Origin of the sequence: Pediococcus siamensis, from assembly GCF_047220215.1 — a bacterium.
In the GTDB taxonomy this organism is placed as follows: domain Bacteria; phylum Bacillota; class Bacilli; order Lactobacillales; family Lactobacillaceae; genus Pediococcus; species Pediococcus siamensis.
Genome location: NZ_CP178375.1, coordinates 1466294 through 1491548, shown reverse-complemented (window position 1 = coordinate 1491548; position 25255 = coordinate 1466294). Strand labels below are relative to the sequence as shown.

Genomic DNA, 25255 nt, shown 5'->3' with positions numbered 1-25255 from the left:
CGAGAGTAAAAAGCGAAGAGGCTGGAAAAATTCCAGTCTCTTTCTATTTCCAAATGGTAAATGGCGAAATCAAAAAAGCTAACTTTTTGTAAGCAGGATGCTAGACATTCAGATAAGAAGATAGTATATTTATTATCAAACTAGGAGAGAAGGGAAATCACTTGGCAAAAGAGTACGATGTTATTGTAATTGGTGCTGGACCTGCAGGTATGACGACGGCCTTATATGCGTCACGGGCTAACTTGTCAGTTCTTATGCTGGATCGCGGTATTTATGGTGGCCAAATGAATAATACAGCAGCAATCGAAAACTACACGGGGTTTAAATCCATTTTGGGACCTGACCTGGCGAAGGATATGTACGATAGCTCGGTCCAATTCGGCGCGGAATACGCTTATGGCAGTGTTCAAGCAGTTGAAGACCACGGCGACTATAAAATTGTTAAAACAGATACGGATGAATTTCGTGCGAAAGCAATTGTAATTGGCACTGGTTCAGAATATAAAAAGCTAGGCGTTACTGGTGAGGATACTTACAGTGGCCGAGGGGTTTCCTACTGTGCCGTATGTGATGGCGCCTTTTTCAAAGGCATGCATCTGATTGTGGTTGGCGGGGGCGATTCCGCGATTGAAGAAGGTATTTATTTAACACAGTTAGCTTCAAAAGTGACTGTTATCCATCGTCGTGATCAATTACGGGCCCAAAAAATTAGTCAGGAACGTGCTTTTGCCAATCCTAAGATGGAATTTGTGTGGAATAGTAACGTTACTGAAATTGTGGGTGATGGTCAAAAGGTGACTGGTGTCAAAGTCAACAACAATAAGACCGGTGAAGATAGTTTTATTGATGCTGCTGGTGTATTCATCTATGTCGGCAACCACGCCATGACTGATAATTTGCATAATTTACCAATTTTAGATGAAAATGGCTGGATTCCAACTGACGATCATATGCAAACCAAAGTCCCTGGTATTTTTGCGGTCGGCGATGTCCGTCAAAAGGATCTTCGTCAGATTGCAACTGCTGTGGGTGAAGGTGGCATTGCTGGGCAACAAGTCTTTTCTTACATTCAGGATTTAAAAGCTAAAACAACTGTAGAATAAGCATCAAGCGACTAAGAGGACATCCCTTTTAGGCGCTTTTTTTGTCGTAAAGTACTCGAAATTTGGGGTCTCTGTCAAATTGTATTGGTGGAGATTTTTGAAAAGCATGTTCACTTCGGTGAATGTGCTTTTTTTGTTTACGCATAAATTAAACTGATACGAATGAAAAAGTTATGAATATTTTGAAAACCAAAACAGCTACGCTTTAACACCTTAATTTTACGATTTAGTCCTTCAATAGGACCGTTGGAATACGGATAACGACAACTATTGAGAACAGCAGGACCATTCTTTATTAAAGTTGAGATAGTAATATCCATTTGGTTGCCAGCCGCCTTGTAGTTGGCAATCAAGGTTTTAAATCCAACCGCATCTTTTTGTTGAATGGCTGTTAGAATTCCTTGATAGGTTTGATACACAGTTTTAAATTCTGGAAATTCATCTAAGGCTAGGTCAATGGCGTTCTGTTGGGTCATGTATTCGTTGATACCGTGTAAATAGATAAGTTTAGTATCATTGACCTTTTCTTCTGCCAAATGGAACAAACGCCATTGAGATTTTAGAATGCGATAAACTCGGGAATGCTTATCTTGAAAAGTATGGATCACACGTGTACGTTCGTTATCCAGTGCCCGACCGGCAAGTTGAATAATGTGGAAACGGTCAATGATGGTTATTGCCTTAGGAAATAACCGATGAATAAAGCCAGCATACTCAGCATTCATATCAACGGTGATTGTTTGAACTTTCATACGTTCTTGAACTGAATAGCGAGCTTCAAAGTAATCAATGATATCCTTACTAAGGCGATCCTTAAGAATCACAATGCGGCGATGACTAACGGCATCGCAACAGTTAAAGGACATTAGATGATTACAGGAACGGAATTCATCAAAACAAAGATTTTGGGGGAGTGTTTTAACACGATAAGCTAAGTGAATATTCGCATTTAAAATGCGTTGAACACTACTTGGTGAAATCCCACAAATCTTAGCGATTTCTTTACTGGTCAGCATATCCCGAGCCAGAACAATTACTTGATGTTTCACATTATGCGTAAAAGTTTCATTACGTTTAACGAGGTTAGTTTGAGCACCACAGGTTTTTAAACACCGTTTACATTGATATCTTTGTCGTTTTAGCTGCATCTCATAACGTCCACCTGATAAGGTTCCCAATCTTAGATGGCCAATGTGAGTTCCATTTTTGATTAGAGATTTATGGCCACAATGAGGACATTTTAAAAGTTGATAGGAAAGGATAGCGTGAACGACATGAACGTGTTGCCCATTGGGATAATGTTCCTTAGTAATCTCAGTTACAGTTAAATTAGGGTCTGTTATTTCGAATAGGCTTAGGATAGAATTAGTTAGGGACATTTGTTTTTCCTCTTTTCGATTTTATTAGGCGATTAAATCGTAACACAAAGAGGGCAAATGTCCTTTTTTTTTTCAAAATAAAAACTGGTATCAGTTATTCACCAATACCAGAAAGTGTAGACCCGAAATTTGGGGGGATGGCGTGAGATTGAGGAAAACGTTTCAATTCCACTAACCAAATGTTGTATACTTAGAGTGTTGAAAAAAATTTGCCAATATTTTGGGGGTAATGATTTGGATTGGAAAGATACGTATCAGACATGGGTGAAACGCCCTGATTTAGAACCCGGCTTGAAAGCCGAATTAGCAGAACTTGAGAAGGATCCCGGTAAACTGGAAGAGGCGTTTTACGCACCAATGGAGTTTGGCACAGCAGGGATGCGTGGCGTTATGGGTCCAGGCATTAACCGGATGAACATCTACACGGTTCGGCAGGCAACTGAAGGACTCGCAAACTTTATGGATGAATTGGACGATGCGACCAAACAGCGTGGCGTTGCCATTAGTTTTGATTCCCGTTACCATTCAGAAGAATTCGCTCACGAGGCTGCCCATGTGTTAGGTGCGCATCATATCCCAAGCTTTGTCTTTGACGATATGCGTCCAACCCCAGAACTATCATTTACGGTTCGCCATTTGCAGACCTATGCGGGAATCATGATTACGGCAAGCCACAATCCAAAGCAGTATAACGGTTATAAAATTTACGGACCAGATGGTGGACAGATGCCGCCAGCAGAATCCGACAAAATTACGACTTACATTCGTCAGGTGACGGACATTTTTGATATTCCTGTGGCTAAAGAACACGATTTGCGTCAGGATGGGCGTCTAACACTGATTGGTGAAGCGGTTGATCAAGCTTATTTGGCCGAAGTCAAAACAGTAACGATTAATCCGGATTTGATTCGTGAGTCCGGTGCAGACATGAAGCTCATTTATACGCCATTACATGGGACAGGGAAAGTCTTAGGAAATCGGGCTTTACAAAACGCTGGATTTAGTGATTTTACGATTGTCCCCGAACAGGCTATTGCCGATCCAGAATTCATTACAACGCCATTCCCTAATCCTGAATTTGCCCAGACTTTTGACTTGGCAATTAAACTTGGGAAACAACAGGGGGCGGATTTGTTAGTGGCGACCGATCCTGATGCTGATCGTTTGGGAGCTGCGGTTCGCAAACCAGATGGTGATTACCGGTTACTGACAGGAAACCAAATGGCCGCTTTGATGCTAAATTATATTTTAACGGCGCGCAGTGAAAACAATACCTTACCAGAAAATGCAGTGGCAGTTAAATCAATTGTTTCTAGTGAACTGGCAACTAAAATTGCCCAAGCCCACCATGTGGGAATGGTCAATGTGTTGACCGGGTTTAAATTCATTGCGGATCAGATTCAAAGCTATGAAAAGACCCATGCGCATACATTTATTTTTGGTTTTGAAGAGAGCTATGGCTATTTAGTGAAACCATTTGTCCGCGATAAAGATGCGATTCAGGGAATTGTTTTACTGGCAGAAATTGCAGCTTACTATCGCAAACGAAATAAAACCCTTTATGACGGTTTACAAGAACTCTTCGAAACTTACGGCTACTATGCCGAAAAGACAATTTCCAGAGATTTTCCTGGCGTTGATGGGAAACAGCAGATGGCAGACTTGATGACTAAATTCCGTGAAGAGCGGCCAAGTGATTTTGCGGGTCAAAAAGTTTCTGCTCTGGAAGACTTTGAAAAACAAACGACGACCTTTACTGATGGGACAACGCAAGCCATTGAATTGCCAGTAGCAAATGTGTTGAAGTATCAGCTGGAAGATGGCACGTGGATTGCGATTCGCCCATCCGGGACTGAACCAAAAATTAAGTTTTATGTGGGCACCGTGGGTAAGAGTAATGCCGATGCACAGCAAAAAGTCGCTGATTTTGAAGCTGCCATTGACAAATTCATTGAAGCCTAAGGAAAGCACAATTAAGGGAGGCTACTGATGGGCATACATCAATATATTAAAAGTTTAAGTAATTTGGAAACTTTGGTCAGAGCCCCAGGTATTTTTAAGTATCAAAAACATTCTGTTGCGGAACACTCTTTCAAGGTGACGCAAATCGCGCAATTTTTGGGCGATGTGGAAGAAAATAGTGGTCAGCAAGTGGACTGGAAATCGCTTTACGAAAAAGCATTGAATCACGATTACAACGAACGCTTCATTGGGGATATTAAAACACCGGTTAAGTATGCCACGCCCAAATTACGTGCCATGTTAGCAGATGTGGAAGACTCTTTATCAGAAAACTTCGTGAATAACGAAATTCCCAGTGAATTCCGCCCAGCATATCGGCGCCGACTTTCGGAAGGAAAGGACGATACACTGGAAGGAAAAATTCTTTCCGTAGCAGACAAGATTGATTTGTTGTATGAATCGTTTGGTGAGATTCAAAAAGGTAATCCGGAACCGACTTACGAAGAGATTTATAAGGAAAGTTTAACAACCATCGTCAAGTTCAAGAAGTTGGCTTCTGTTCAGTACTTTTTACACGAAGTTTTACCTGATCTGTTAAAAGAAAAGTTTACCAATCAGGCTAAATTAGAGGAAATTACCCGTCGAATTATTCTTTAAACAAGATGATGGCGAAAGTATGTTCGGTGTGTTAAAATTGAAATATTGTTTTAAAGGGAAGGCAATTGCTTTCCTTTTTTTGTGAACGGAATGGAGGGCCTTTGCAGATGATTGATCGTACGGATAATAATAAGTTTGAGTTGGTTTCAAAGTACAAACCGACCGGAGATCAGCCGAAAGCAATTCAACAGCTAGTTTCTGGTGTTGATGCAGGTGAAAAAGCACAAATTTTGTTAGGTGCAACGGGAACGGGAAAAACTTTTACCATTTCTAATGTGATTCAGCAGGTAAACAAACCTACCTTGATTTTATCGCACAACAAAACGTTGGCGGGACAGTTGTATGGCGAATTTAAACAGTTCTTTCCCAACAACGCGGTGGAATATTTTGTAAGTTATTACGATTATTATCAGCCAGAAGCTTATGTGCCCTCTAGTGATACGTACATTGAAAAGGATTCTTCAATTAATGATGAAATTGATAAATTACGACATTCCGCAACCAGTTCATTGTTGGAACGTAACGATGTGATTGTCGTGGCCTCAGTATCAAGTATCTTTGGTTTAGGGGATCCTAAAGAATATAAAGATCATACCGTCTCATTGCGAGTTGGTCAGGAGATTGAACGCAACCAGTTATTACGCAAACTTGTGGACATTCAGTTCGAACGCAATGACATTGATTTTCAACGGGGACGTTTCCGTGTTCATGGGGATGTTGTTGAAATTTTTCCTGCGTCGCATGATGAGCATGCTTTACGAGTTGAGTTTTTCGGCGATGAAATTGATCGCATCAGAGAAGTGGATGCCCTGACTGGTGAAGTGGTTGGCGACCGGGAACACGTGGCAATTTTCCCGGCAACTCATTTTATGACAAACGATGATCAGATGGAAGTTGCGATTCAAGGCATTGAAGCAGAACTTAAAGAGCGACTGAAGGTACTGGAATCGCAAGGCAAACTTTTAGAAGCCCAAAGATTAAAACAACGGACGACTTATGACGTTGAGATGTTGCGGGAGATGGGGTACACCAATGGGATTGAAAACTACTCGCGCTTCATGGATGGCCGCCAACCAGGTGAGCCCCCCTTTACGTTACTGGACTTCTTTCCAAAGGACTTTTTGATGGTTGTGGATGAATCACACGTCACGATGCCACAGGTCCGAGGAATGTACAACGGCGATCGTGCTCGTAAACAACAGTTGATTGATTATGGATTTCGTTTGCCGAGTGCACTTGATAACCGTCCTTTGACCTTACAGGAGTTCGAGCAGCATGTGAATCAGATTATCTATATGTCAGCCACACCTGGACCTTATGAAGAAGCCCAAACTAATCATGTTGTGGAGCAAATTATTCGACCGACAGGTTTGCTGGACCCAGAAATTGAAGTACGCCCGATTATGGGTCAGATGGACGATCTCGTTGGCGAGATTAATAAACGCGCTGAAATTAACGAGCGGGTTTTTGTGACGACGTTAACGAAAAAAATGGCAGAGGATTTAACAGATTATCTCAAGGAACTGGGGATAAAAGTTGCTTATTTGCATAGTGATATCAAAACACTAGAACGGACGCGTATCATTCGTGATTTGCGAACGGGGAAATACGATGTCTTGGTCGGAATTAACTTATTACGTGAAGGAATTGACGTTCCGGAAGTTTCACTAGTGGCAATTCTGGATGCCGATAAGGAAGGATTCTTAAGAAATACCCGGTCTCTCATCCAGGTTTCTGGGCGTGCGGCCCGTAATGAGCACGGTCGTGTTATTATGTACGCGGATACGGTTACGGAGTCCATGCAGGCTACAATTGATGAAACGGCGCGACGCCGTAAGATTCAGGAAGCATATAATGAAGCCCACCATATTACACCGCATACGATCAAAAAATCGATTCGTGATTTAATTGCACCCACGAAGGAAACCGAAGACACCGGTCAAAAGGATGACTTCCTCGAGTCTGATTTTGAAGACATGTCCAAGAAGGATCAAAAACAAATGATTGCCAACTTGACGGAGCAAATGCGTTCAGCGGCGAAAAAGTTAGATTTTGAAACGGCAGCAACGTTACGTGATACAATAATGGAATTGAAAGCGGAAATAGGCTAGGGGGAATGAAGTTGGCTAACGATAAAATTGTCATTCATGGTGCACGGGCACACAATTTAAAGGATATTGACGTGACCATCCCTAAAAATAAAATGGTCGTCATTACGGGCCTGTCAGGTTCTGGAAAGAGTTCGCTGGCGTTTGATACTTTATACGCAGAAGGGCAGCGACGCTATGTTGAAAGCCTTTCGGCATACGCACGGCAATTTTTGGGACAGATGGATAAACCAGATGTGGACTCAATCGATGGGCTCAGTCCGGCAATCTCCATTGATCAGAAGACAACGTCCAAGAATCCGCGGTCGACGGTAGGAACGGTGACCGAGATTAACGATTACCTCCGGCTGTTATGGGCTCGCGTTGGTCATCCCATTTGTCCTAACGACGGGACTGAGATCACTAGTCAATCTGTGGAACAAATGGTAGACCAAGTTTTAGCTTTACCAGAACGGACAAAGTTACAAATCATGTCACCCATTGTGCGGGCCAAAAAAGGTCAACACAAGAAAATTTTTGAAAAGATTAAGCGTGAAGGCTTTGTGCGGGTACGGGTTGACGGTGAGATTCATGATATTGAAGAAGAGTTGGATTTAAACAAGAGCAAAATGCACACCATCGAGATCGTGATTGATCGCATTGTCGTTAAAGAGGGCATTCGCTCCCGTTTGTTTGACTCATTCGAAGCCGCTTTACGGTTGAGTGGTGGTTACGCCACAGCGGACATTATTGGCGGTGAACCGCTGCTTTTTTCGGAACATTACTCTTGTCCCGTTTGCGGATTTACGGTTGGTGAACTTGAACCACGGCTATTTTCATTTAATGCACCATTTGGGGCTTGTCCTGACTGTGATGGCTTAGGTGTTAAACTCGAAGTTGATCTCGATTTAGTGGTTCCTGATCAAACCAAGACTTTACGCGAGGGCGCTTTGGCACCTTGGAATCCGATCAGTTCGCAGTATTACCCGAGTTTGTTAGAGCAAGCTTGTCAGGCATTTAACATTGACATGGATACGCCATTTGATCAGTTAAGTAAAGCAGATCAGAAGGTTATTTTGCATGGATCTAATGGCAAAGAATTCCATTTTCATTATGAAAATGACTTTGGCGGGGTGCGTGATGTTGATGTGCCATTTGAGGGCGTCATCGAAAATGTGGACCGGCGTTACCGTGAAACTAACAGTGATTTTACGCGCGATGTGATGCGGACTTATATGCGCGAATTGACCTGCCAAACTTGTCACGGGTATCGACTCAATCGCAGGGCTTTGAGTGTGAAAGTCATGGGTGAACACATTGGCGAAGTTTCAGCATTACCGATTGATGATGCAATCGCCTTTTTCAACCACGTTGAACTTTCGGAGCAAGAAAGTGCGATTGCCAAACCAATTTTAAAGGAAATTCGGGATCGTTTGACTTTCTTGCGGAATGTCGGATTGGAATATTTAACGTTAAGTCGTGCTTCACGGACACTTTCTGGTGGTGAGGCGCAACGAATTCGTTTAGCTACACAAATTGGGTCTAATCTTTCTGGTGTACTTTATATTTTAGATGAGCCTTCGATTGGCTTGCATCAACGCGATAATGATCGTTTGATTGGATCTCTGAAGAAAATGCGCGACCTTGGCAATACACTAATTATTGTCGAACATGATGAAGATACCATGCGTGCGGCTGATTATTTGATCGATATTGGTCCTGGTGCTGGGGACAATGGCGGTCGTGTGATGGCTGCAGGAACACCGGAAGAGGTCGAAAAGGTTGCAACTTCCTTGACCGGTCAATATTTAGCCGGAAAGAAATTTATTCCGGTGCCATTAGAACGCCGGAAGGGTAACGGAAAGAAGATTACGCTCAAGGGGGCCGCTGAAAACAATCTGAAAAAGATCAATGTTGATTTTCCTTTGGGTAAATTTATCGCTGTCACCGGTGTTTCTGGTTCCGGGAAATCAACCTTAGTTAATATGATCTTGAAACGGGCTTTAGCACAGAAATTAAATCATAATTCCGAAAAACCAGGTAAGTATCGCGCGATTACTGGGGTTAAAAATATTGAAAAAGTGATCAATATTGATCAAAGTCCAATTGGGCGAACCCCACGGAGTAACCCCGCAACTTACACGAGTGTCTTTGATGACATTCGGGGGCTGTTTGCCCAAACAAACGAAGCTAAGTTACGTGGTTATCAGAAGGGACGGTTCAGTTTTAATATCAAGGGTGGTCGTTGTGAAGCCTGCAAAGGTGATGGCATTCTGAAAATTGAAATGAATTTCCTCCCTGATGTTTATGTACCTTGTGAAGTCTGCAAGGGCAAGCGGTATAACTCAGAAACATTAGAAGTTAAATATAAGGGCAAAAATATTGCGGAAGTTTTGGAAATGACAGTTGAAGAAGCACTTAAGTTTTTCGAACCAATTCCAAAGATCCGCCGGAAACTTCAAACAATTGTGGACGTTGGTCTAGGATACGTCCAATTAGGCCAAGCAGCAACGACGCTATCTGGTGGGGAAGCCCAACGGATGAAGTTGGCTTCTGAATTACACAAACAATCAAATGGGAAGAGTTTTTATATTTTGGATGAGCCCACAACGGGTCTGCATACCGATGACATTAAACGGTTGTTAGATGTTTTACAACGGTTAGTTGACAAGGGAAATACCGTGCTGGTGATCGAACACAATTTGGATGTGATCAAGACGGCAGATTACTTGATTGATTTAGGACCTGAAGGCGGTGCCGGTGGTGGTGCCATCGTGGCTACGGGAACACCAGAAGCGGTTGCTAAGGTGCCAGCAAGTTATACCGGAAAGTATTTAAAGCCGGTTTTAGAGCGGGATAAAAAACGGACTACCGAAGTTTCAAAATCAACGGCAAAAACTAAATAAAAAGCGCAGATGATGAAGGAGTGAAGTCAAATGAATCGCGAAAATAATTGGGGCTTTGATTGGTCAGAGCTGATTACCGGCATTATTTTCTTAATTGCGGGCTATTTTGTCTTACGATTACCTCAAATTGCTATTACCAGTTTAGCGGTCGTATTTGCGATCGCAGCAATTGTGCGAGGAATTACGACGATCGGCGGTTATCATCGTTTGAAACAAGTTACCGGAATGCGGGCGACGTTCGCCCTCATTCTAGGGATCTTGGACATTATTGTGGGTGCCATTTTTATGTTCGATATACCTAGTGCAGTAACGGTTTTAGGCTTTTTGTTTGCGGTCTGGTTTTTAATTGATGTCCTTGAACGACTGCTAGTGAGTTCACACTTAAAAATATTTGGCCGTGGCATTTACTGGTTATCTGTTGGCATTGATCTTGTTTTATTGATTTTGGCCATTCTATTATTGATGCGGCCCATTTTGACGGTGTTGGCTTTCAATGCTTTGGTGGGTACTTCCCTCATTATTTTTGGGCTAAACGCCATTGTGATTGCCTTTGCGCGACGAATTAAATAGCTTCATGTGAATTCGAAAGATCGTTTCTCAATAGAGAAAAATCTTTCGAATTTTTTAAAATTTGGAAATATACGGGTTTTGGTGAAAAAGACACACCCGGTATGCTATAATTAGCTATCATGAACGGGGGATTAAAAATGACAGATGAAAAAATGCAACTAGTGATTGTCACAGGAATGAGCGGAGCAGGCAAAACAGTAGCAATGCAAAGTTTTGAGGATTTAGGCTTTTTTTGCGTGGATAACATGCCCCCGGCACTCTTACCTAAATTCTGGGAATTAGTCAAGGAGTCCGGAAAAATTAATAAGGTCGCCTTAGTGGTTGATTTACGTTCACGTGCTTTTTACGACCAAATTTTGCATATGCTGACCGACGAAGATGATGGTATTGCTTCTGTCAGCTCACAAATTCTATTTCTCGATACTTCAGATCAAGAACTGGTTTCCCGTTACAAAGAAACTCGGCGTTCGCACCCATTAGCCATGGAAGGGCGTGTCATTGATGGGGTTCGGAAAGAACGTGAACTTTTGGCGCCAATTCGTTCAAACGCGCAATACGTCATTGATACTACGGCAATGACACCGCGTGAACTGCGTGAACAAATTTTTGAAACGTTCGGAAGCGACGGCACTGTTGGTAAATTTCATATTGAGGTGGTTTCTTTTGGTTTCAAATATGGACTTCCGATCGACGCCGACATCGTGATGGATGTGCGTTTCTTACCAAATCCTTACTACATTCCCGAATTAAAAAAGCAAACGGGTCTCGATAAACCAGTGGCGGACTACGTGATGCATCAACCTGTCACCGAAAAATTTTATAAACATTTTATTTCATTATTACGTTACGTTATGCCTGGTTACCAAAAAGAAGGCAAGTCAACTGTGACGATTGCAATCGGCTGTACAGGCGGGCAACACCGCTCGGTAGCGATTGCGCAACGAATTGCGGACGATTTAAGCACGGATTATACTGTGCATGTTTCGCACCGCGATGTGAAAAAACGAAAGGAAACTGTAAATCGATCATGACAAGACAACAAGCAGCAAGAAACCGTCCCAAGTTTGTGGTGATCGGTGGTGGAACGGGGTTACCCGTTATTCTTAAGAGTTTAAAAAAACAAAATGCAGATATTACGGCGGTCGTTACCGTTGCTGATGATGGGGGTTCTTCCGGTGTTATTCGTAATTATGTGAACGTTGTGCCGCCGGGTGATATTCGTAATGTTATTGTGGCTTTATCGGATTTACCTAAACTGGAACTGGATATTTTTCAATACCGGTTTAAGAGCGATGACAGCTTTTTATCGGGACACGCGATTGGCAACCTGATCATTGCCGCACTGTCTGAAATGAAGGGTGGGATTTTTACAGCCGTTCAGGAATTGTCCGAGATGATGCAGGTGGATGGCCATATTTATCCAGCTTCAAACGAACCGCTCGTATTGCATGCAGAATTTACCGATGGAACGCAATTAGCGGGCGAGTCGGAAATTACAGCTGCTCATAAAACGATCAAGCGGGTTTGGGTTGAGCCAACTTCTTGGAATGCAGGACAAAAGCCGCATGCGGTCCAAGAAGCCATTGAGGCCATCTTAGATGCTGACGAGATTGTCCTTGGTCCAGGGAGCTTGTTTACCAGCATTTTGCCTAATTTGATGATCTCGAACATTGGGGATGCGGTGCTAAAAACCAAAGCTGAAGTGGTTTATATTTGTAACATCATGACCCAAAAGGGCGAAACAGATAATTTTACCGATTCAGATCATGTGCGTGTGTTAAATCAGCATTTAGGTCAGAATTTTGTGGATACCGTTTTAGTGAATACCGCTAAAGTCCCGAATAATTATATGGATTACAATCGCTACGATGAATACTCAACCCAAGTAAAATCCGATTTTAAGGGGCTGCGTGCCCAACACTGCCGGGTCGTTTCGGATGACTTTTTGTGTCTGCGCGATCATGGCGCTTTTCACGATGGGGATCGGGTGGCCCAAGAACTTTTCAATGTGGCCGGTAACCCGAAAACGTGCGATTAATTTAGGAGAAGGGAGGGATTTTCGTGTCCTATGCGAGTGAAGTTAAAAAAGAACTAACCGGCTTAGAAGTCCGTTCACAGAATGCCAAAGCAGAATTAATGGCCTTGATTCGGATGAATGGGTCCATTAATTTAGCGCAGCATCGATTAGTTTTGAGCGTTCAAACCGAAAATCCTGCTATTGCCCGGCGGATATTTTCGCTTTTGAAACAGTTTTATGCGGTTGAAGCAGAACTGATTGTGCGACGTAAAATGAAGCTAAAAAAGAATAATTTATATATCGTGCGGCTGGCAACAAAATCGCAGGAAATTTTGGCAGATTTATCTATTTTAACGGATGGCTATCAAATTAACGAAAAAGTTCCTGAGGGGTTGCTAACCAGTGAAGGTGAGATTCGTTCTTATTTGCGGGGGGCTTTTTTAGCCGGTGGTTCTGTTAATAATCCGGAAACAAGTCGTTACCACTTAGAAATTTATTCTTTATATGAAACGCATAACGCAATGATAAAGGAATGGATGAATCGCTATGACCTGAATGCACGGGCAACGGAGAGACGCAGCGGCTATATTGTGTATTTAAAGGAGGCAGAGCGGATTGCGGATTTTCTGTCTCTAATTGGGGCTACAAACTCGATGCTCAAATTTGAGGATGTCCGTATTTTGCGTGATATGCGTAATTCCGTGAACCGGTTGGTGAATTGTGAAAATGCCAATCTTACTAAAGTGGCGAACGCGTCAACTAAGCAAATCAACAACATCAAATTCATTGAGGAAACGGTGGGAATCAATAGTTTGCCGCCTAAGTTACAAGAAGTAGCGCAGGTTCGGCTTGCCAATCAGGAAGTCAGCTTAAAAGAACTTGGTGAGTTGATTCCCAGCGGGGCCATTTCTAAATCCGGAATTAATCATCGCTTGCGCAAATTAAATGAATATGCCGAAAAGTTACGCGCGTAAAAGTAAGCACAAAAAAATGATGCCTCTCTGTAGTGAGAAGGGCATCATTTTTTATGACCTCAAATTATTTTAACTCTGAGTTGTTTTGCATAATAGCATCAATCAACCCATAATCCACGGCTTCTTGAGCGGAGAAGTAATGGTCACGTTCTGTGTCACGGTTGATTGTTTCCAAAGGTTGACCAGAATTATCTGCCAAAATCTTGTTCAACTCTTTACGTGTCTTCAAGATTTCTGTGGCGGCAATTTCGATTTCGGTTTGTTGACCCTGAGCACCGCCTGAAGGTTGATGGATCAGGACTTCAGAGTGTGGCAAAGCGAAACGTTTGCCTTTTGTTCCAGAAGATGCCAAGACACTTGCCATTGAAGCTGCCATCCCCATGACGATTGTTTGTACATCAGATTTGATGAAACGCATCGTGTCATAGATAGCTAATCCGGCAGTTACAACACCACCTGGAGAGTTAATGTAAAGATAAATATCTTTATCGGAATCCTGTGCGTCGAGGAATAATAACTGGGCAATAATGGAATTAGCGACATCATCATCAATGGGACCGGAAAGCATAATGATACGATCCTTTAACAAGCGGGAATAAATATCATAAGCACGTTCGCCGCGTGATGATTGTTCAATAACTGTTGGAACCAAGTTCATAACTTAGTAGCCTCCCTTAAATTTATTAATTCAATTCATTTTTTTGGTTAGCTGTTTGGCTAACATGCTTTATAGATTAAACCAAAAGTCAAAAAAGGTCAAACAATTTGTTTTTCTTTAAAATTCATGGTGAAATTCAGCTATTCTAGGGTTTGGTTACATGTTGTGCCGGTTCTTAAATAGATTTTGTAATCAAAAAAGACCGGAAATTATTCCGATCTCTTTTTCAAAATCATTTCAAAACCAAAACGCGTCTCTGATCTCTTACGCAAAATTGGTTTTGTTTGACTTCCCAAGGTGAATGTTAAATAATTAGAGAAGTTGTGAACACCCTTTCAAGGGCGCAATAGCAAGCGGTGCCGTTAACTCCAAAATTCAGCGTACAAAAAAATGCGCCATGCGGGAGTCGAACCCGCGTCTCAAGAACCGGAATCTCGCGTGCGATCCACTACACTAACGGCGCAAACTACCTTTTAATTTTACTGTATTCATTTTAAAAAAACAAGTTTATTTATAACGAGGTGAAAAAAATGGCGCTTCAACAAAATCTTCATCAGCGACAAAAGCAGGTTCAACGCTTGGCAATGACGCAAACTTTACAACAATCTATCCAGATCTTACAGTATAATGTCGAAGAATTACAGGCGTTTTTAGATCAAAAAGCGTTAGAGAACCCATTGATCACTGTTTCTAATAGTCGTGAGGAAGCGACAACGCCAGTATCACATAGTTCAACTGACGAGAATTATTTGAACCAAATTCCCGATTCGAGCCATCAGTCCTTGTTTGAGTACTTATTAGATCAAGTCCACCTAACTATGCGCGACACGGCATTACGAAATTTAGTTTTGTTTTTACTGGAATACATTGATCATAATGGTTATTTGAAAATTTCCGTGGATGAAGTCATCCAGAAAACAAATGCTAATTGCGTGGCAGTTGTCGATGCCATCACTTTAATCCAACAACTGGATCCGCCGGGGGTAGGAGCCAAGGATTTACAAGAATGTTTGCTGTTACAGGCCGAAAATGATGATTGGGCACCGGCAATGACCGCTGAAATTTTGCAACATCATTTTGAAGATCTCGCCAATCGTAAATGGACGGTAATTGCCAAAGATTACGAATTATCGATGGCGGCAATTCAGACAATTTTTGATTATGTGCGGACATTAACGCCAAAACCGGGTGCAATTTTTAATTCCGAAGGACCGCAATACATTTTTCCAGATTTAATTGTAGAAAACCACGATGGCAAGTTGACAATCCGGACATCGCGCGCAGCTAAACCGAAAATTCATTTTCAAAAACAGTATTTTCAACAAATGTTGCAACGAAAAGATGCTGAGGTTACGGACTATGTAAAAGAGAAAAAACGTGAGTTTGATTGGATCGCGCGCAGCTTAGAACAACGGGAAAGCACGATCCTGCGCGTGGGACGGGTTTTGCTAGATTATCAGCGGGACTTTTTCCTTGAAAAAACTAAAGATTTGCGTCCGCTACTTTTGCAAGATGTCGCCTTGAAGCTTGGCTTGCATGAATCAACGATTAGCCGGTCGGTCAATGGCAAATACGTCCAGACCCGGTTTGGCACTTTTGAATTAAAATCGTTTTTCAGCAGTGCCGTGGCGAAAACAGATGCTTCACCAGAGGGCCTTTCAGTTGATACGGTTAAAAAATTATTGCAGAAGTTCATTCATGAAGAAGATAAGCGAAAACCCTTGTCAGATGCTAAAATTGTCAAGCAGTTGGCCGACCAGGATATCGAAGTTTCCCGAAGAACCATTGCTAAATATCGAGAAAGCTTAAATATCCCGTCTTCTTCAGCACGACGACGCTATGAATAATTGATCGGCATGGTGCATAAAAATGGATAGGGGTTTGAGTTGCATTGCACGCCGGCTCCTGATATAATTCAATATGTAAGTGAGAGGTATACAACAAAAGAAGGTAACTTGGTTGTATGCCATTTATTTTGAATTTGTCGGGTCGTTCAATGACACATATGGACGGTTTATGTCCCGAAATGGAGCAGAGATCATGCAAGACGAATTAAAATGGCTAGAGGCAATTGCACCTGACATGGTGGATGTGTTTTTGAAGCGGTTTTCGGTTCTCAGAACGGTCTCGTTAATGGCTCCCATTGGAAGGCGTGGTCTTGCTACGCATCTCAATATGAGTGAGCGGGTCTTAAGAACACATACTGATATGCTTCGGCAGTTAGGACTGATTCGGTCTTCACCAGCTGGAATGGCATTAACCCATGAAGGAAAATCAGTCCTCAATGGGTTAACAGATCTAGTTGATAATATGTTGGGCTTACGGCAAGCTGAACGCGATTTGGCGCAAATTCTAAATATTGATCGTTGTTTTATCGTTCCGGGTGATTGTGATTCACAGAATCGCGTTTTCGCGAGTTTAGGAACAATTCTCAATGACACACTTGCAAAAATCCTGCCGGAGGGTAATAATGTAATAGTGGTGATGGGTGGTAACACCATGGCCCAAGTTGCTAAAGAGTTTACCCCCGAATTATCCACCAAGCGACAACTTACGTTCGTTCCCGGACGTGGCGGCATGGGTCAATCTTTGGCTATGCAAGCAAACACGGTTTGCTCCATAATGGCACAACAAACACATGGAAAAAGTCAGTCCATGTATGTACCAGAAAAGTTGAGTGAACGAACGTATCAACCATTACTAGAGGAACCTAGTGTTCAGTTAGTTCTTCGGTTGATTGAACAAAGTAATGTCGTGATTCATGGTATTGGCCGTTGAGATGGCAGAAAGAAGAGAAGTTGATCCCAGTATCCTTCATCTTCTGGAAGAAAAACACGCTGTTGGGGAAGCCTTTGGTTGCTTCTATAATCGGCAAGGCGAAGTTGTATACCAGGTACCTCGAATTGGGTTACAATTAGAGCGTATCAAATCTATCGATCATGTTTTTGCAATTGCGGGTGGTCATTCTAAGGCCCAAGCGATTCGCTCATACATGAATTTAGCACCTTCGCAAACCTGCTTAGTTACAGATGAGGGTGCCGCAAACTTGATTTTAAAAAAGTAATATTTAATTTCAAATACTACTTTTTAAAATAAAAATTATTTTTAGATTCCTAAAGGAGGAAATCTTAGTATGACTGTAAAGATTGGTATTAATGGTTTTGGACGTATCGGTCGTTTAGCTTTCCGTCGTATTTATGAATTAGGCGCAAAGTCAAATGATATCGAAGTTGTGGCTATCAATGATTTGACAAGTCCAGCAATGTTGGCACACTTATTGAAGTATGATTCAACACATGGTACTTTCCCTGGTGAGGTTAGCGCAACAGAAGACTCCATCATCGTTGATGGCAAGAAATACCGTGTTTACGCAGAACCTAAAGCACAAGATATTCCATGGGTTAAGGAAGACGGTGTTGACTTTGTTCTTGAATGTACAGGTTTCTATACATCAAAGGCAAAATCACAAGCTCATTTGGATGCTGGCGCAAAACGTGTTCTGATTTCTGCTCCTGCTGGTAACGACCTTAAGACTGTTGTTTACAACGTTAATGATGACGTTTTGACTGCAGATGACAAGATTGTTTCTGCTGGTTCATGTACAACAAACTGTTTAGCACCTATGGCTTACTTCTTGAACCAAGAATTTGGTATCCAAGTAGGTACAATGACAACAATCCATGCTTACACAAGTACACAAATGTTGCTTGATGGCCCAGTTCGTGGCGGTAACTTACGTGCTGCACGTGCTGCTGGTGTTAACACAATTCCTCATTCAACAGGTGCTGCTAAGGCTATTGGTCTTGTAATTCCTGAATTGAATGGTAAATTACAAGGACATGCACAACGTGTTGGTGTTGTTGATGGTTCATTGACAGAATTAGTATCTATCTTAGACAAGAACGTTACAGCTGACGAAGTTAATGCTGCAATCAAGAAACATACTGAAAACAACGAATCATTTGGTTACAATGATGACGAAATCGTATCTAGTGACGTTATCGGCACAACATACGGTTCAATCTTTGACCCAACACAAACTGAAGTTACAACCGCTGGTGACAAGCAATTAGTTAAGACTGTTGCTTGGTACGACAACGAATACGGCTTCACTTGCCAAATGGTACGTACTTTATTGAAGTTTGCAACTCTCTAGGATTAAATAAATCTTTTAAGTTTGCAAATTTTAGAACCGTCTAACGGTTTGAGGCGGAGGGAGGCAAACTTCCTCCGCCTTTTTTAATAAAAAAATCCTTAAATTTCTTAAACAGGAGGAATAATTTTGGCTAAATTAACAGTTTCAGATTTAGATGTTAAGGACAAAAAAGTCCTTATGCGTGTTGATTTTAACGTCCCTGTCAAAGATGGTTTCATTGGTGATGACAACCGTATTGTGGCTGCGTTACCAACAATTAAGTACATCATTGAACATGATGGTAAAGCAATCTTATTCTCACATCTTGGCCGTGTAAAGACTGAAGATGACAAGAAAGCCTTGACAATGCGTCCCGTTGCACAACGTTTATCTGATCTTTTGGGCAAACCCGTTACATTTGTTCCTGTAACTCGTGGCAAACAATTGGAAGATGCTATTGCTGACATGAAAGATGGCGATGTGTTGTTATTCGAAAACACACGTTTTGAAGATCTTGATGGCAAGAAGGAAAGTGGCAACGATACTGAATTAGGTCAATACTGGGCATCACTTGGCGACGAATTCGTCAACGATGCTTTCGGTACTGCCCATCGTTCACATGCTTCCAACGTTGGAATTGCAACAGCTATGAAGGCTGATAACAAGCCAGTTGCAGCTGGTTTCTTAATGGAAAAGGAAATCAAGTTCTTAGGAAATGCAGTTGATAATCCAAAGCATCCATTTGTTGCAATTTTAGGTGGTGCTAAGGTTTCTGACAAGATCGGTGTCATCGATCACTTACTTGATAAAGCTGATAAAGTTATTATCGGTGGTGGGATGACTTATACTTTCTATGCTGCTAAAGGCATCAAGATTGGTAACTCACTTGTTGAAAAAGACAAGATCGAATTAGCAAAACAAATCTTAGACAAGGCTGGCGACAAGATCGTGCTCCCTTCAGATAGTGTTGTTGCTGAAAAATTCGATAACGACGTGCCTAACAAAGTCGTTGATGGTGACATTCCTGATGGCTACATGGCACTTGATATTGGTCCTAAGTCTGTTAAAGCTTTCGAAGATGTTTTGAAAGATGCTAAGACAGTTGTTTGGAATGGCCCAATGGGTGTCTTCGAAATGAGCAACTATGCTAAAGGTACACTTGAAGTTGGTAAGTTCTTAGGAACATTATCTGACGCAACAACAATTGTTGGTGGTGGTGACTCAACTGCTGCTGTTAAACAACTTGGCGTTGGCGATAAGTTGACTCACATTTCTACTGGTGGTGGTGCTTCCCTTGAATATCTTGAAGGTAAGACATTACCAGGAATTGCAGCTATTTCAGATAAATAACTAACGGCGAGCTTGGAAGAAATTTCAAGCTCTTTGCTGTTGTCGTCTTGAAATAGGTTATAGATGAAAGGAAGTATGATTGTGCGTACACCAATTATTGCTGGAAATTGGAAAATGAACAAGAACCCTAAAGAAACAACTGAATTTGTTAATGCTGTCAAGGATCAACTCCCTGAAAGCAGTGAAGTAGAAGCAGTTATTGGGGCTCCTGCAGTTGATTTACAAGCTTTATTAGATGCAGCAAAGGGTTCAAACCTTAAAGTTGCTGCTGAAAACTGTTACTTTGAAGATGAAGGTGCTTTTACTGGTGAAACTTCACCTAAAGTCCTTTCTGAAATGGGTGTTGACTATGTCATTATCGGCCATTCAGAACGTCGTCAGTACTTCAAAGAAACAGATGAAGATATTAACAAGAAGGCTAAAGCAATTTTTGCTAACAATATGTTACCAATCATTTGCTGTGGTGAAACGCTTGAACAACGTGAAGCTGGTCAAACAAACGACTGGGTTTCTGGTCAAATCACAAATGCTTTGAAAGGTTTATCAGCGCAGCAAGTGGCTTCACTTGTCATTGCTTACGAACCAATCTGGGCAATTGGAACTGGTAAAACAGCTACAAGTGACCAAGCTCAAGAAGTTTGTCAAGTTCTTCGTGAAACTGTTGCGAAGTTATATGACCAAACAACAGCTGATAAAGTTCGCATTCAATACGGTGGCAGTGTGAAACCTGCTAACGTTAAAGAATTAATGGGCAAAGAAGACATCGATGGCGGTTTAGTCGGTGGTGCTAGCCTTGTTCCAGATTCATTCTTGGAATTAGTTCATTTTAATGCTTAATTTTCAAGCAAATTTGTAATACAATTGAGCTGTAACAGAATTTACTAAATTTAGTGAGGAGAAATTACAATATGTCACTTATTACTGATATTTATGCGCGTCAGGTTTTAGATTCACGTGGTAACCCAACTGTTGAAGTTGAATTATATACTGAAGATGGTGGTTTTGGCCGTGGAATCGTGCCTTCTGGTGCTTCAACTGGTGAACACGAAGCTGTTGAACTTCGTGATGGCGACAAGAGCAAGTTCATGGGCCAAGGTGTCACAAAAGCCGTTGAAAATGTTAACAAGTTGATCGCAAAGGAAATTGTTGGTTATGAAGTTACTGACCAATTAGCAATTGACCAAGCTATGATCAAACTTGATGGCACACCTAACAAAGCTAAATTAGGTGCTAACGCAATCCTTGGTGTTTCATTAGCTGCTGCTCGTGCTGCTGCTGACGAACTCCAAATTCCTTTGTATAACTACTTAGGTGGATTCAACGCTCACGTCTTACCAACACCAATGTTGAACGTTATCAATGGTGGAAAACATGCAAACAACGATGTTGACTTCCAAGAATTCATGATCATGCCTGTTGGTGCTCCAACAATTACAGAAGCAATTCGTTGGTCATCAGAAACATTCCACAACTTGAAGAACTTGTTAAACGAACAAGGCTATTCAACAGCTGTTGGTGATGAAGGTGGTTTTGCTCCTGATTTGAAGAACAACGAGGAACCATTTGAAATCCTTGTTGAAGCTATCAAACGTGCTGGTTACAAACCAGGTAAGGATATTGCAATTGCCTTTGACTGTGCTGCTTCAGAATTCTACAACACAGAAACAAAGAAATATGACTTAAAGGGTGACGGCAAGTCATATACAGCAGAAGAATTTGTTGACTTGCTTGACAGCATTGTTGACAAGTACCCAGTTGTTTCCATCGAAGATCCTCTTGATGAAAACGAATGGGAAGATTGGCAAATGGCTACTGAAAAACTTGGCAAGAAAGTTCAAATCGTTGGTGATGACTTGTTCGTTACAAACACAGACTACCTTGCTAAAGGTATCAAGATGGGCGTTGGTAACGCAATCTTGATCAAGTTGAACCAAATCGGTACATTGACAGAAACTGTTAATGCGATCGAAATGGCTAAAGAAGCTGGCTATACAGCAATCGTTTCCCATCGTTCTGGTGAAACAGAAGATACAACAATTGCTGACTTAGTTGTGGCTTTGAATGCTGGTCAAATTAAGACTGGTTCAATGAGCCGTACAGAACGGATTGCTAAATACAATCAATTAATGCGTATCGAAGACCAATTGGGCGAAGTTGCTCAATACAAGGGCATTCACGCATTCTACAACTTAAGTGAACAAGCACGTAACACAATTACAACAAAGTAATTTTGTAAAATGCTGGCAAAAGAGTGGGTCTCTGTCAAATTGTATTGGTGGAGATTTTTGAAAAGCATGTTCACTTCGGTGAATGTGCTTTTTTTGTTTACGCATAAATTAAACTGATACGAATGAAAAAGTTATGAATATTTTGAAAACCAAAACAGCTACGCTTTAACACCTTAATTTTACGATTTAGTCCTTCAATAGGACCGTTGGAATACGGGTAACGACAACTATTGAGAACAGCAGGACCATTCTTTATTAAAGTTGAGATAGTAATATCCATTTGGTTGCCAGCCGCCTTGTAGTTGGCAATCAAGGTTTTAAATCCAACCGCATCTTTTTGTTGAATGGCTGTTAGAATTCCTTGATAGGTTTGATACACAGTTTTAAATTCTGGAAATTCATCTAAGGCTAGGTCAATGGCGTTCTGTTGGGTCATGTATTCGTTGATACCGCGTAAATAGATAAGTTTAGTATCATTGACCTTTTCTTCTGCCAAATGGAACAAACGCCATTGAGATTTTAGAATGCGATAAACTCGGGAATGCTTATCTTGAAAAGTATGGATCACACGTGTACGTTCGTTATCCAGTGCCCGACCGGCAAGTTGAATAATGTGGAAACGGTCAATGATGGTTATTGCCTTAGGAAATAACCGATGAATAAAGCCAGCATACTCAGCATTCATATCAACGGTGATTGTTTGAACTTTCATACGTTCTTGAACTGAATAGCGAGCTTCAAAGTAATCAATGATATCCTTACTAAGGCGATCCTTAAGAATCACAATGCGGCGATGACTAACGGCATCGCAACAGTTAAAGGACATTAGATGATTACAGGAACGGAATTCATCAAAACAAAGATTTTGGGGGAGTGTTTTAACACGATAAGCTAAGTGAATATTCGCATTTAAAATGCGTTGAACACTACTTGGTGAAATCCCACAAATCTTAGCGATTTCTTTACTGGTCAGCATATCCCGAGCCAGAACAATTACTTGATGTTTCACATTATGCGTAAAAGTTTCATTACGTTTAACGAGGTTAGTTTGAGCACCACAGGTTTTTAAACACCGTTTACATTGATATCTTTGTCGTTTTAGCTGCATCTCATAACGTCCACCTGATAAGGTTCCCAATCTTAGATGGCCAATGTGAGTTCCATTTTTGATTAGAGATTTATGGCCACAATGAGGACATTTTAAAAGTTGATAGGAAAGGATAGCGTGAACGACATGAACGTGTTGCCCATTGGGATAATGTTCCTTAGTAATCTCAGTTACAGTTAAATTAGGGTCTGTTATTTCGAATAGGCTTAGGATAGAATTAGTTAGGGACATTTGTTTTTCCTCTTTTCGATTTTATTAGGCGATTAAATCGTAACACAAAGAGGGCAAATGTCCTTTTTTTTTTCAAAATAAAAACTGGTATCAGTTATTCACCAATACCAGAAAGTGTAGACCCAAAAGAGTCTTTCGTGAAAAACGGAGGGCTCTTTTTTTGTCTGGTGGTTTTGGGTAAAAGGCGTAAAATAAAGGATGATAGCCAAACGGAAAGCCTAGACTGCAGTGGTTGGCCATTGGCAAACTTGGCGCTTAATTTTACTTTAAGGTGGGGAAAAGACGATGGAGAAATATATCCTGGCAATTGATGAAGGGACTACCAGTACGCGCGCAATTATTTTTAATCATCAGGGTCAAAAGGTTGTGGAGGCCCAGCGAGAAATTGCGCAGATTTTTCCCAATCCAGGATGGGTTGAACACGATGCCAATGAAATTTGGGAAGCTGTCTTATCCACAATTGCGGATGCGTTAATCAAATCCCAGATTCGACCGGCCCAAATTAGTGGGATCGGAATTACGAATCAGCGTGAAACAACCGTTATCTGGGATAAAAAGACTGGGCTTCCAATTTATAATGCGGTTGTCTGGCAATCGCGGCAGACAGCCGATATTGCGAATCAGTTGATCTTAGCCGGATACAAGAAGGAAATTCATCAAAAAACTGGTTTGATTGTCGATGCTTATTTTTCGGCGACTAAAATTCGCTGGATTTTAGATCACGTCCCAAACGCCCAAAAACGCGCTGAGAACGGTGAATTATTGTTTGGGACCATTGACACCTGGCTAGTGTGGAAACTCACTGGTGGGGCTGTCCACGTGACAGATTACTCAAATGCAAGTCGGACCATGTTGTTTAATATTCATGAACTCAAATGGGATCGGGATATTCTCAAATTACTGAATATTCCCGAAACACTTTTGCCACATGTTAAGTCAAATTCCGAAGTTTATGGAGTGACGAAGGAATATCATTTTTATGGTAGCGAAGTCCCAATTTCAGGAATGGCTGGTGATCAACAGGCAGCTTTGTTTGGGCAAATGGCATTTGAACCGGGCATGGTAAAAAACACTTATGGCACGGGGGCCTTTGTGGTGATGAATACTGGCAAACATCCTCAACTGTCAGATCATAACTTGTTGACCACCATTGCCTATGGGTTAGATGACCAGGTTTATTACGCCTTAGAGGGCAGTATTTTCGTGGCAGGTTCGGCGATTCAATGGCTACGCGACGGCATGCAGCTTTTGAAAAACTCGGCTGATTCAGAGCAGGCTGCGCAGGAATCAACCGATCACAATGAAATTTATGTGGTTCCCGCCTTTACAGGATTAGGTGCGCCGTACTGGGATTCGGTTACCCGCGGGTCGGTGTTTGGGATTACGCGTGGTACCACCAAGAATGATTTTATCAAAGCGACATTGCAGTCACTTGCCTACCAGACCCGTGATGTGGTCGATACGATGAAACAGGATGCCAAAATTAAAATTCCCACATTGAAAGTTGACGGTGGGGCCTCGCGCAACAATTACCTCATGCAATTTCAGGCCGACATTTTGGGGATTGAAATTGACCGTGCTGCTAATCTTGAAACCACGGCTTTAAGAGCAGCGTTTCTGGCTGGTTTAGGTGTTGGTTTTTGGAAAGATACCGCGGATATTAAACGGGTTTATCAAACGGGACAGGTCTTTTTGCCTGACATGAACGAAGAAGAAAGACAAAATCTGTATAGTGGTTGGCAAGAGGCAGTCCAAGCCGCACAGCTTTTCAAACACCAACCGTACCGCAAAAAATAGTTTTATGGGAAAGTCGTTTTGCAGACTTTCCTTTTTTGGGCTTCTTTTTGAGAGTGGTTTTAAGAGTGGTAAAGTAGAAAGAGAAAAAGAATT

The 25255-nt window shown here is 41.7% G+C and carries 18 protein-coding genes, 1 tRNA gene and 1 pseudogene; 16 read left to right on the top strand and 4 right to left on the bottom strand.

All coding sequences use genetic code 11. The features are described from left to right. Nucleotides 1-161: 161 nt before the first annotated feature. On the top strand, nucleotides 162-1103 hold the full coding sequence (gene trxB / locus ACLJJ6_RS07305) for a thioredoxin-disulfide reductase (RefSeq protein ID WP_412988622.1): 942 nt from the start codon (nucleotides 162-164) through the stop codon (nucleotides 1101-1103). Nucleotides 1104-1240: 137 nt separating this feature from the next. On the opposite strand, the gene ACLJJ6_RS07300 is transcribed toward trxB, so the two are convergent. Further along, on the bottom strand, nucleotides 1241-2482 hold the full coding sequence (locus tag ACLJJ6_RS07300) for an ISL3 family transposase (RefSeq protein ID WP_412988180.1): 1242 nt from the start codon (nucleotides 2480-2482) through the stop codon (nucleotides 1241-1243). A 234-nt stretch (nucleotides 2483-2716) separates the two neighbouring features. Between ACLJJ6_RS07300 and ACLJJ6_RS07295 the strand changes: the two genes are divergently transcribed. From ACLJJ6_RS07295 to whiA, 8 genes are all read left to right on the top strand, one after another. Continuing rightward, nucleotides 2717-4444, top strand: coding sequence for a phospho-sugar mutase (locus tag ACLJJ6_RS07295; RefSeq protein ID WP_412988621.1), 1728 nt, complete (start codon nucleotides 2717-2719; stop codon nucleotides 4442-4444). A gap of 27 nt (nucleotides 4445-4471) precedes the next feature. Then, on the top strand, nucleotides 4472-5101 hold the full coding sequence (locus tag ACLJJ6_RS07290) for a YfbR-like 5'-deoxynucleotidase (RefSeq protein ID WP_412988619.1): 630 nt from the start codon (nucleotides 4472-4474) through the stop codon (nucleotides 5099-5101). 107 nt (nucleotides 5102-5208) lie between these two features. Further along, nucleotides 5209-7212 carry an excinuclease ABC subunit UvrB gene (uvrB, locus tag ACLJJ6_RS07285; protein ID WP_412988617.1) on the top strand — a complete coding sequence of 668 codons (2004 nt, stop codon included), beginning with the start codon at nucleotides 5209-5211 and terminating at the stop codon, nucleotides 7210-7212. Between the two features lie 11 nt (nucleotides 7213-7223). Further along, nucleotides 7224-10094, top strand: coding sequence for an excinuclease ABC subunit UvrA (uvrA, locus tag ACLJJ6_RS07280; RefSeq protein WP_412988615.1), 2871 nt, complete (start codon nucleotides 7224-7226; stop codon nucleotides 10092-10094). A 30-nt stretch (nucleotides 10095-10124) separates the two neighbouring features. Beyond that, on the top strand, nucleotides 10125-10664 hold the full coding sequence (locus ACLJJ6_RS07275) for an HdeD family acid-resistance protein (protein ID WP_412988614.1): 540 nt from the start codon (nucleotides 10125-10127) through the stop codon (nucleotides 10662-10664). A gap of 137 nt (nucleotides 10665-10801) precedes the next feature. Further along, nucleotides 10802-11695, top strand: coding sequence for an RNase adapter RapZ (gene rapZ, locus ACLJJ6_RS07270; protein ID WP_412988613.1), 894 nt, complete (start codon nucleotides 10802-10804; stop codon nucleotides 11693-11695). Next, a complete protein-coding gene (locus tag ACLJJ6_RS07265; RefSeq protein WP_412988611.1) occupies nucleotides 11692-12702 on the top strand; it encodes a gluconeogenesis factor YvcK family protein in 1011 nt (336 codons plus the stop codon). The genes rapZ and ACLJJ6_RS07265 overlap by 4 nt, the downstream gene beginning before the upstream one ends. 23 nt (nucleotides 12703-12725) lie before the next feature. Continuing rightward, a complete protein-coding gene (gene whiA / locus ACLJJ6_RS07260) occupies nucleotides 12726-13655 on the top strand; it encodes a DNA-binding protein WhiA (RefSeq protein ID WP_412988610.1) in 930 nt (309 codons plus the stop codon). Nucleotides 13656-13719: 64 nt separating this feature from the next. Here whiA and clpP read toward each other — a convergent pair whose 3' ends face one another. Both clpP and ACLJJ6_RS07250 read right to left on the bottom strand, forming a co-directional pair. Then, nucleotides 13720-14313, bottom strand: a complete 594-nt coding sequence (gene clpP, locus ACLJJ6_RS07255; protein ID WP_412988609.1) for an ATP-dependent Clp endopeptidase proteolytic subunit ClpP — start codon at nucleotides 14311-14313, stop codon at nucleotides 13720-13722. A 391-nt stretch (nucleotides 14314-14704) separates the two neighbouring features. Next, a tRNA-Arg gene (locus ACLJJ6_RS07250) sits at nucleotides 14705-14776 on the bottom strand. A gap of 67 nt (nucleotides 14777-14843) precedes the next feature. Between ACLJJ6_RS07250 and rpoN the strand changes: the two genes are divergently transcribed. The 6 genes and pseudogenes from rpoN to eno all read left to right on the top strand — a co-directional run bounded on the left by rpoN (nucleotide 14844) and on the right by eno (nucleotide 22026). After that, on the top strand, nucleotides 14844-16160 hold the full coding sequence (gene rpoN, locus ACLJJ6_RS07245) for an RNA polymerase factor sigma-54 (protein WP_412988607.1): 1317 nt from the start codon (nucleotides 14844-14846) through the stop codon (nucleotides 16158-16160). Nucleotides 16161-16353: 193 nt separating this feature from the next. Then, nucleotides 16354-17377 (top strand): annotated as a pseudogene (locus tag ACLJJ6_RS07240) (sugar-binding transcriptional regulator). Between the two features lie 69 nt (nucleotides 17378-17446). After that, nucleotides 17447-18469, top strand: a complete 1023-nt coding sequence (gap, locus tag ACLJJ6_RS07235; protein WP_412988605.1) for a type I glyceraldehyde-3-phosphate dehydrogenase — start codon at nucleotides 17447-17449, stop codon at nucleotides 18467-18469. A gap of 126 nt (nucleotides 18470-18595) precedes the next feature. After that, complete coding sequence (locus ACLJJ6_RS07230) at nucleotides 18596-19798, top strand: phosphoglycerate kinase (RefSeq protein ID WP_412988603.1); 1203 nt, start codon at nucleotides 18596-18598, stop codon at nucleotides 19796-19798. An 81-nt stretch (nucleotides 19799-19879) separates the two neighbouring features. Continuing rightward, nucleotides 19880-20635: a triose-phosphate isomerase gene (gene tpiA / locus ACLJJ6_RS07225; RefSeq protein ID WP_412988602.1), complete on the top strand. Its 756-nt coding sequence runs from the start codon at nucleotides 19880-19882 to the stop codon at nucleotides 20633-20635. Between the two features lie 71 nt (nucleotides 20636-20706). Next, a complete protein-coding gene (gene eno, locus ACLJJ6_RS07220) occupies nucleotides 20707-22026 on the top strand; it encodes a phosphopyruvate hydratase (protein ID WP_412988600.1) in 1320 nt (439 codons plus the stop codon). A gap of 97 nt (nucleotides 22027-22123) precedes the next feature. Here eno and ACLJJ6_RS07215 read toward each other — a convergent pair whose 3' ends face one another. After that, entirely contained in the window at nucleotides 22124-23365 is a 1242-nt protein-coding gene (locus ACLJJ6_RS07215; RefSeq protein ID WP_412988599.1) for an ISL3 family transposase, read from the bottom strand. Nucleotides 23366-23650: 285 nt separating this feature from the next. Between ACLJJ6_RS07215 and glpK the strand changes: the two genes are divergently transcribed. Further along, nucleotides 23651-25162, top strand: coding sequence for a glycerol kinase GlpK (glpK, locus tag ACLJJ6_RS07210; RefSeq protein ID WP_412988597.1), 1512 nt, complete (start codon nucleotides 23651-23653; stop codon nucleotides 25160-25162). Nucleotides 25163-25255 lie beyond the last annotated feature (93 nt).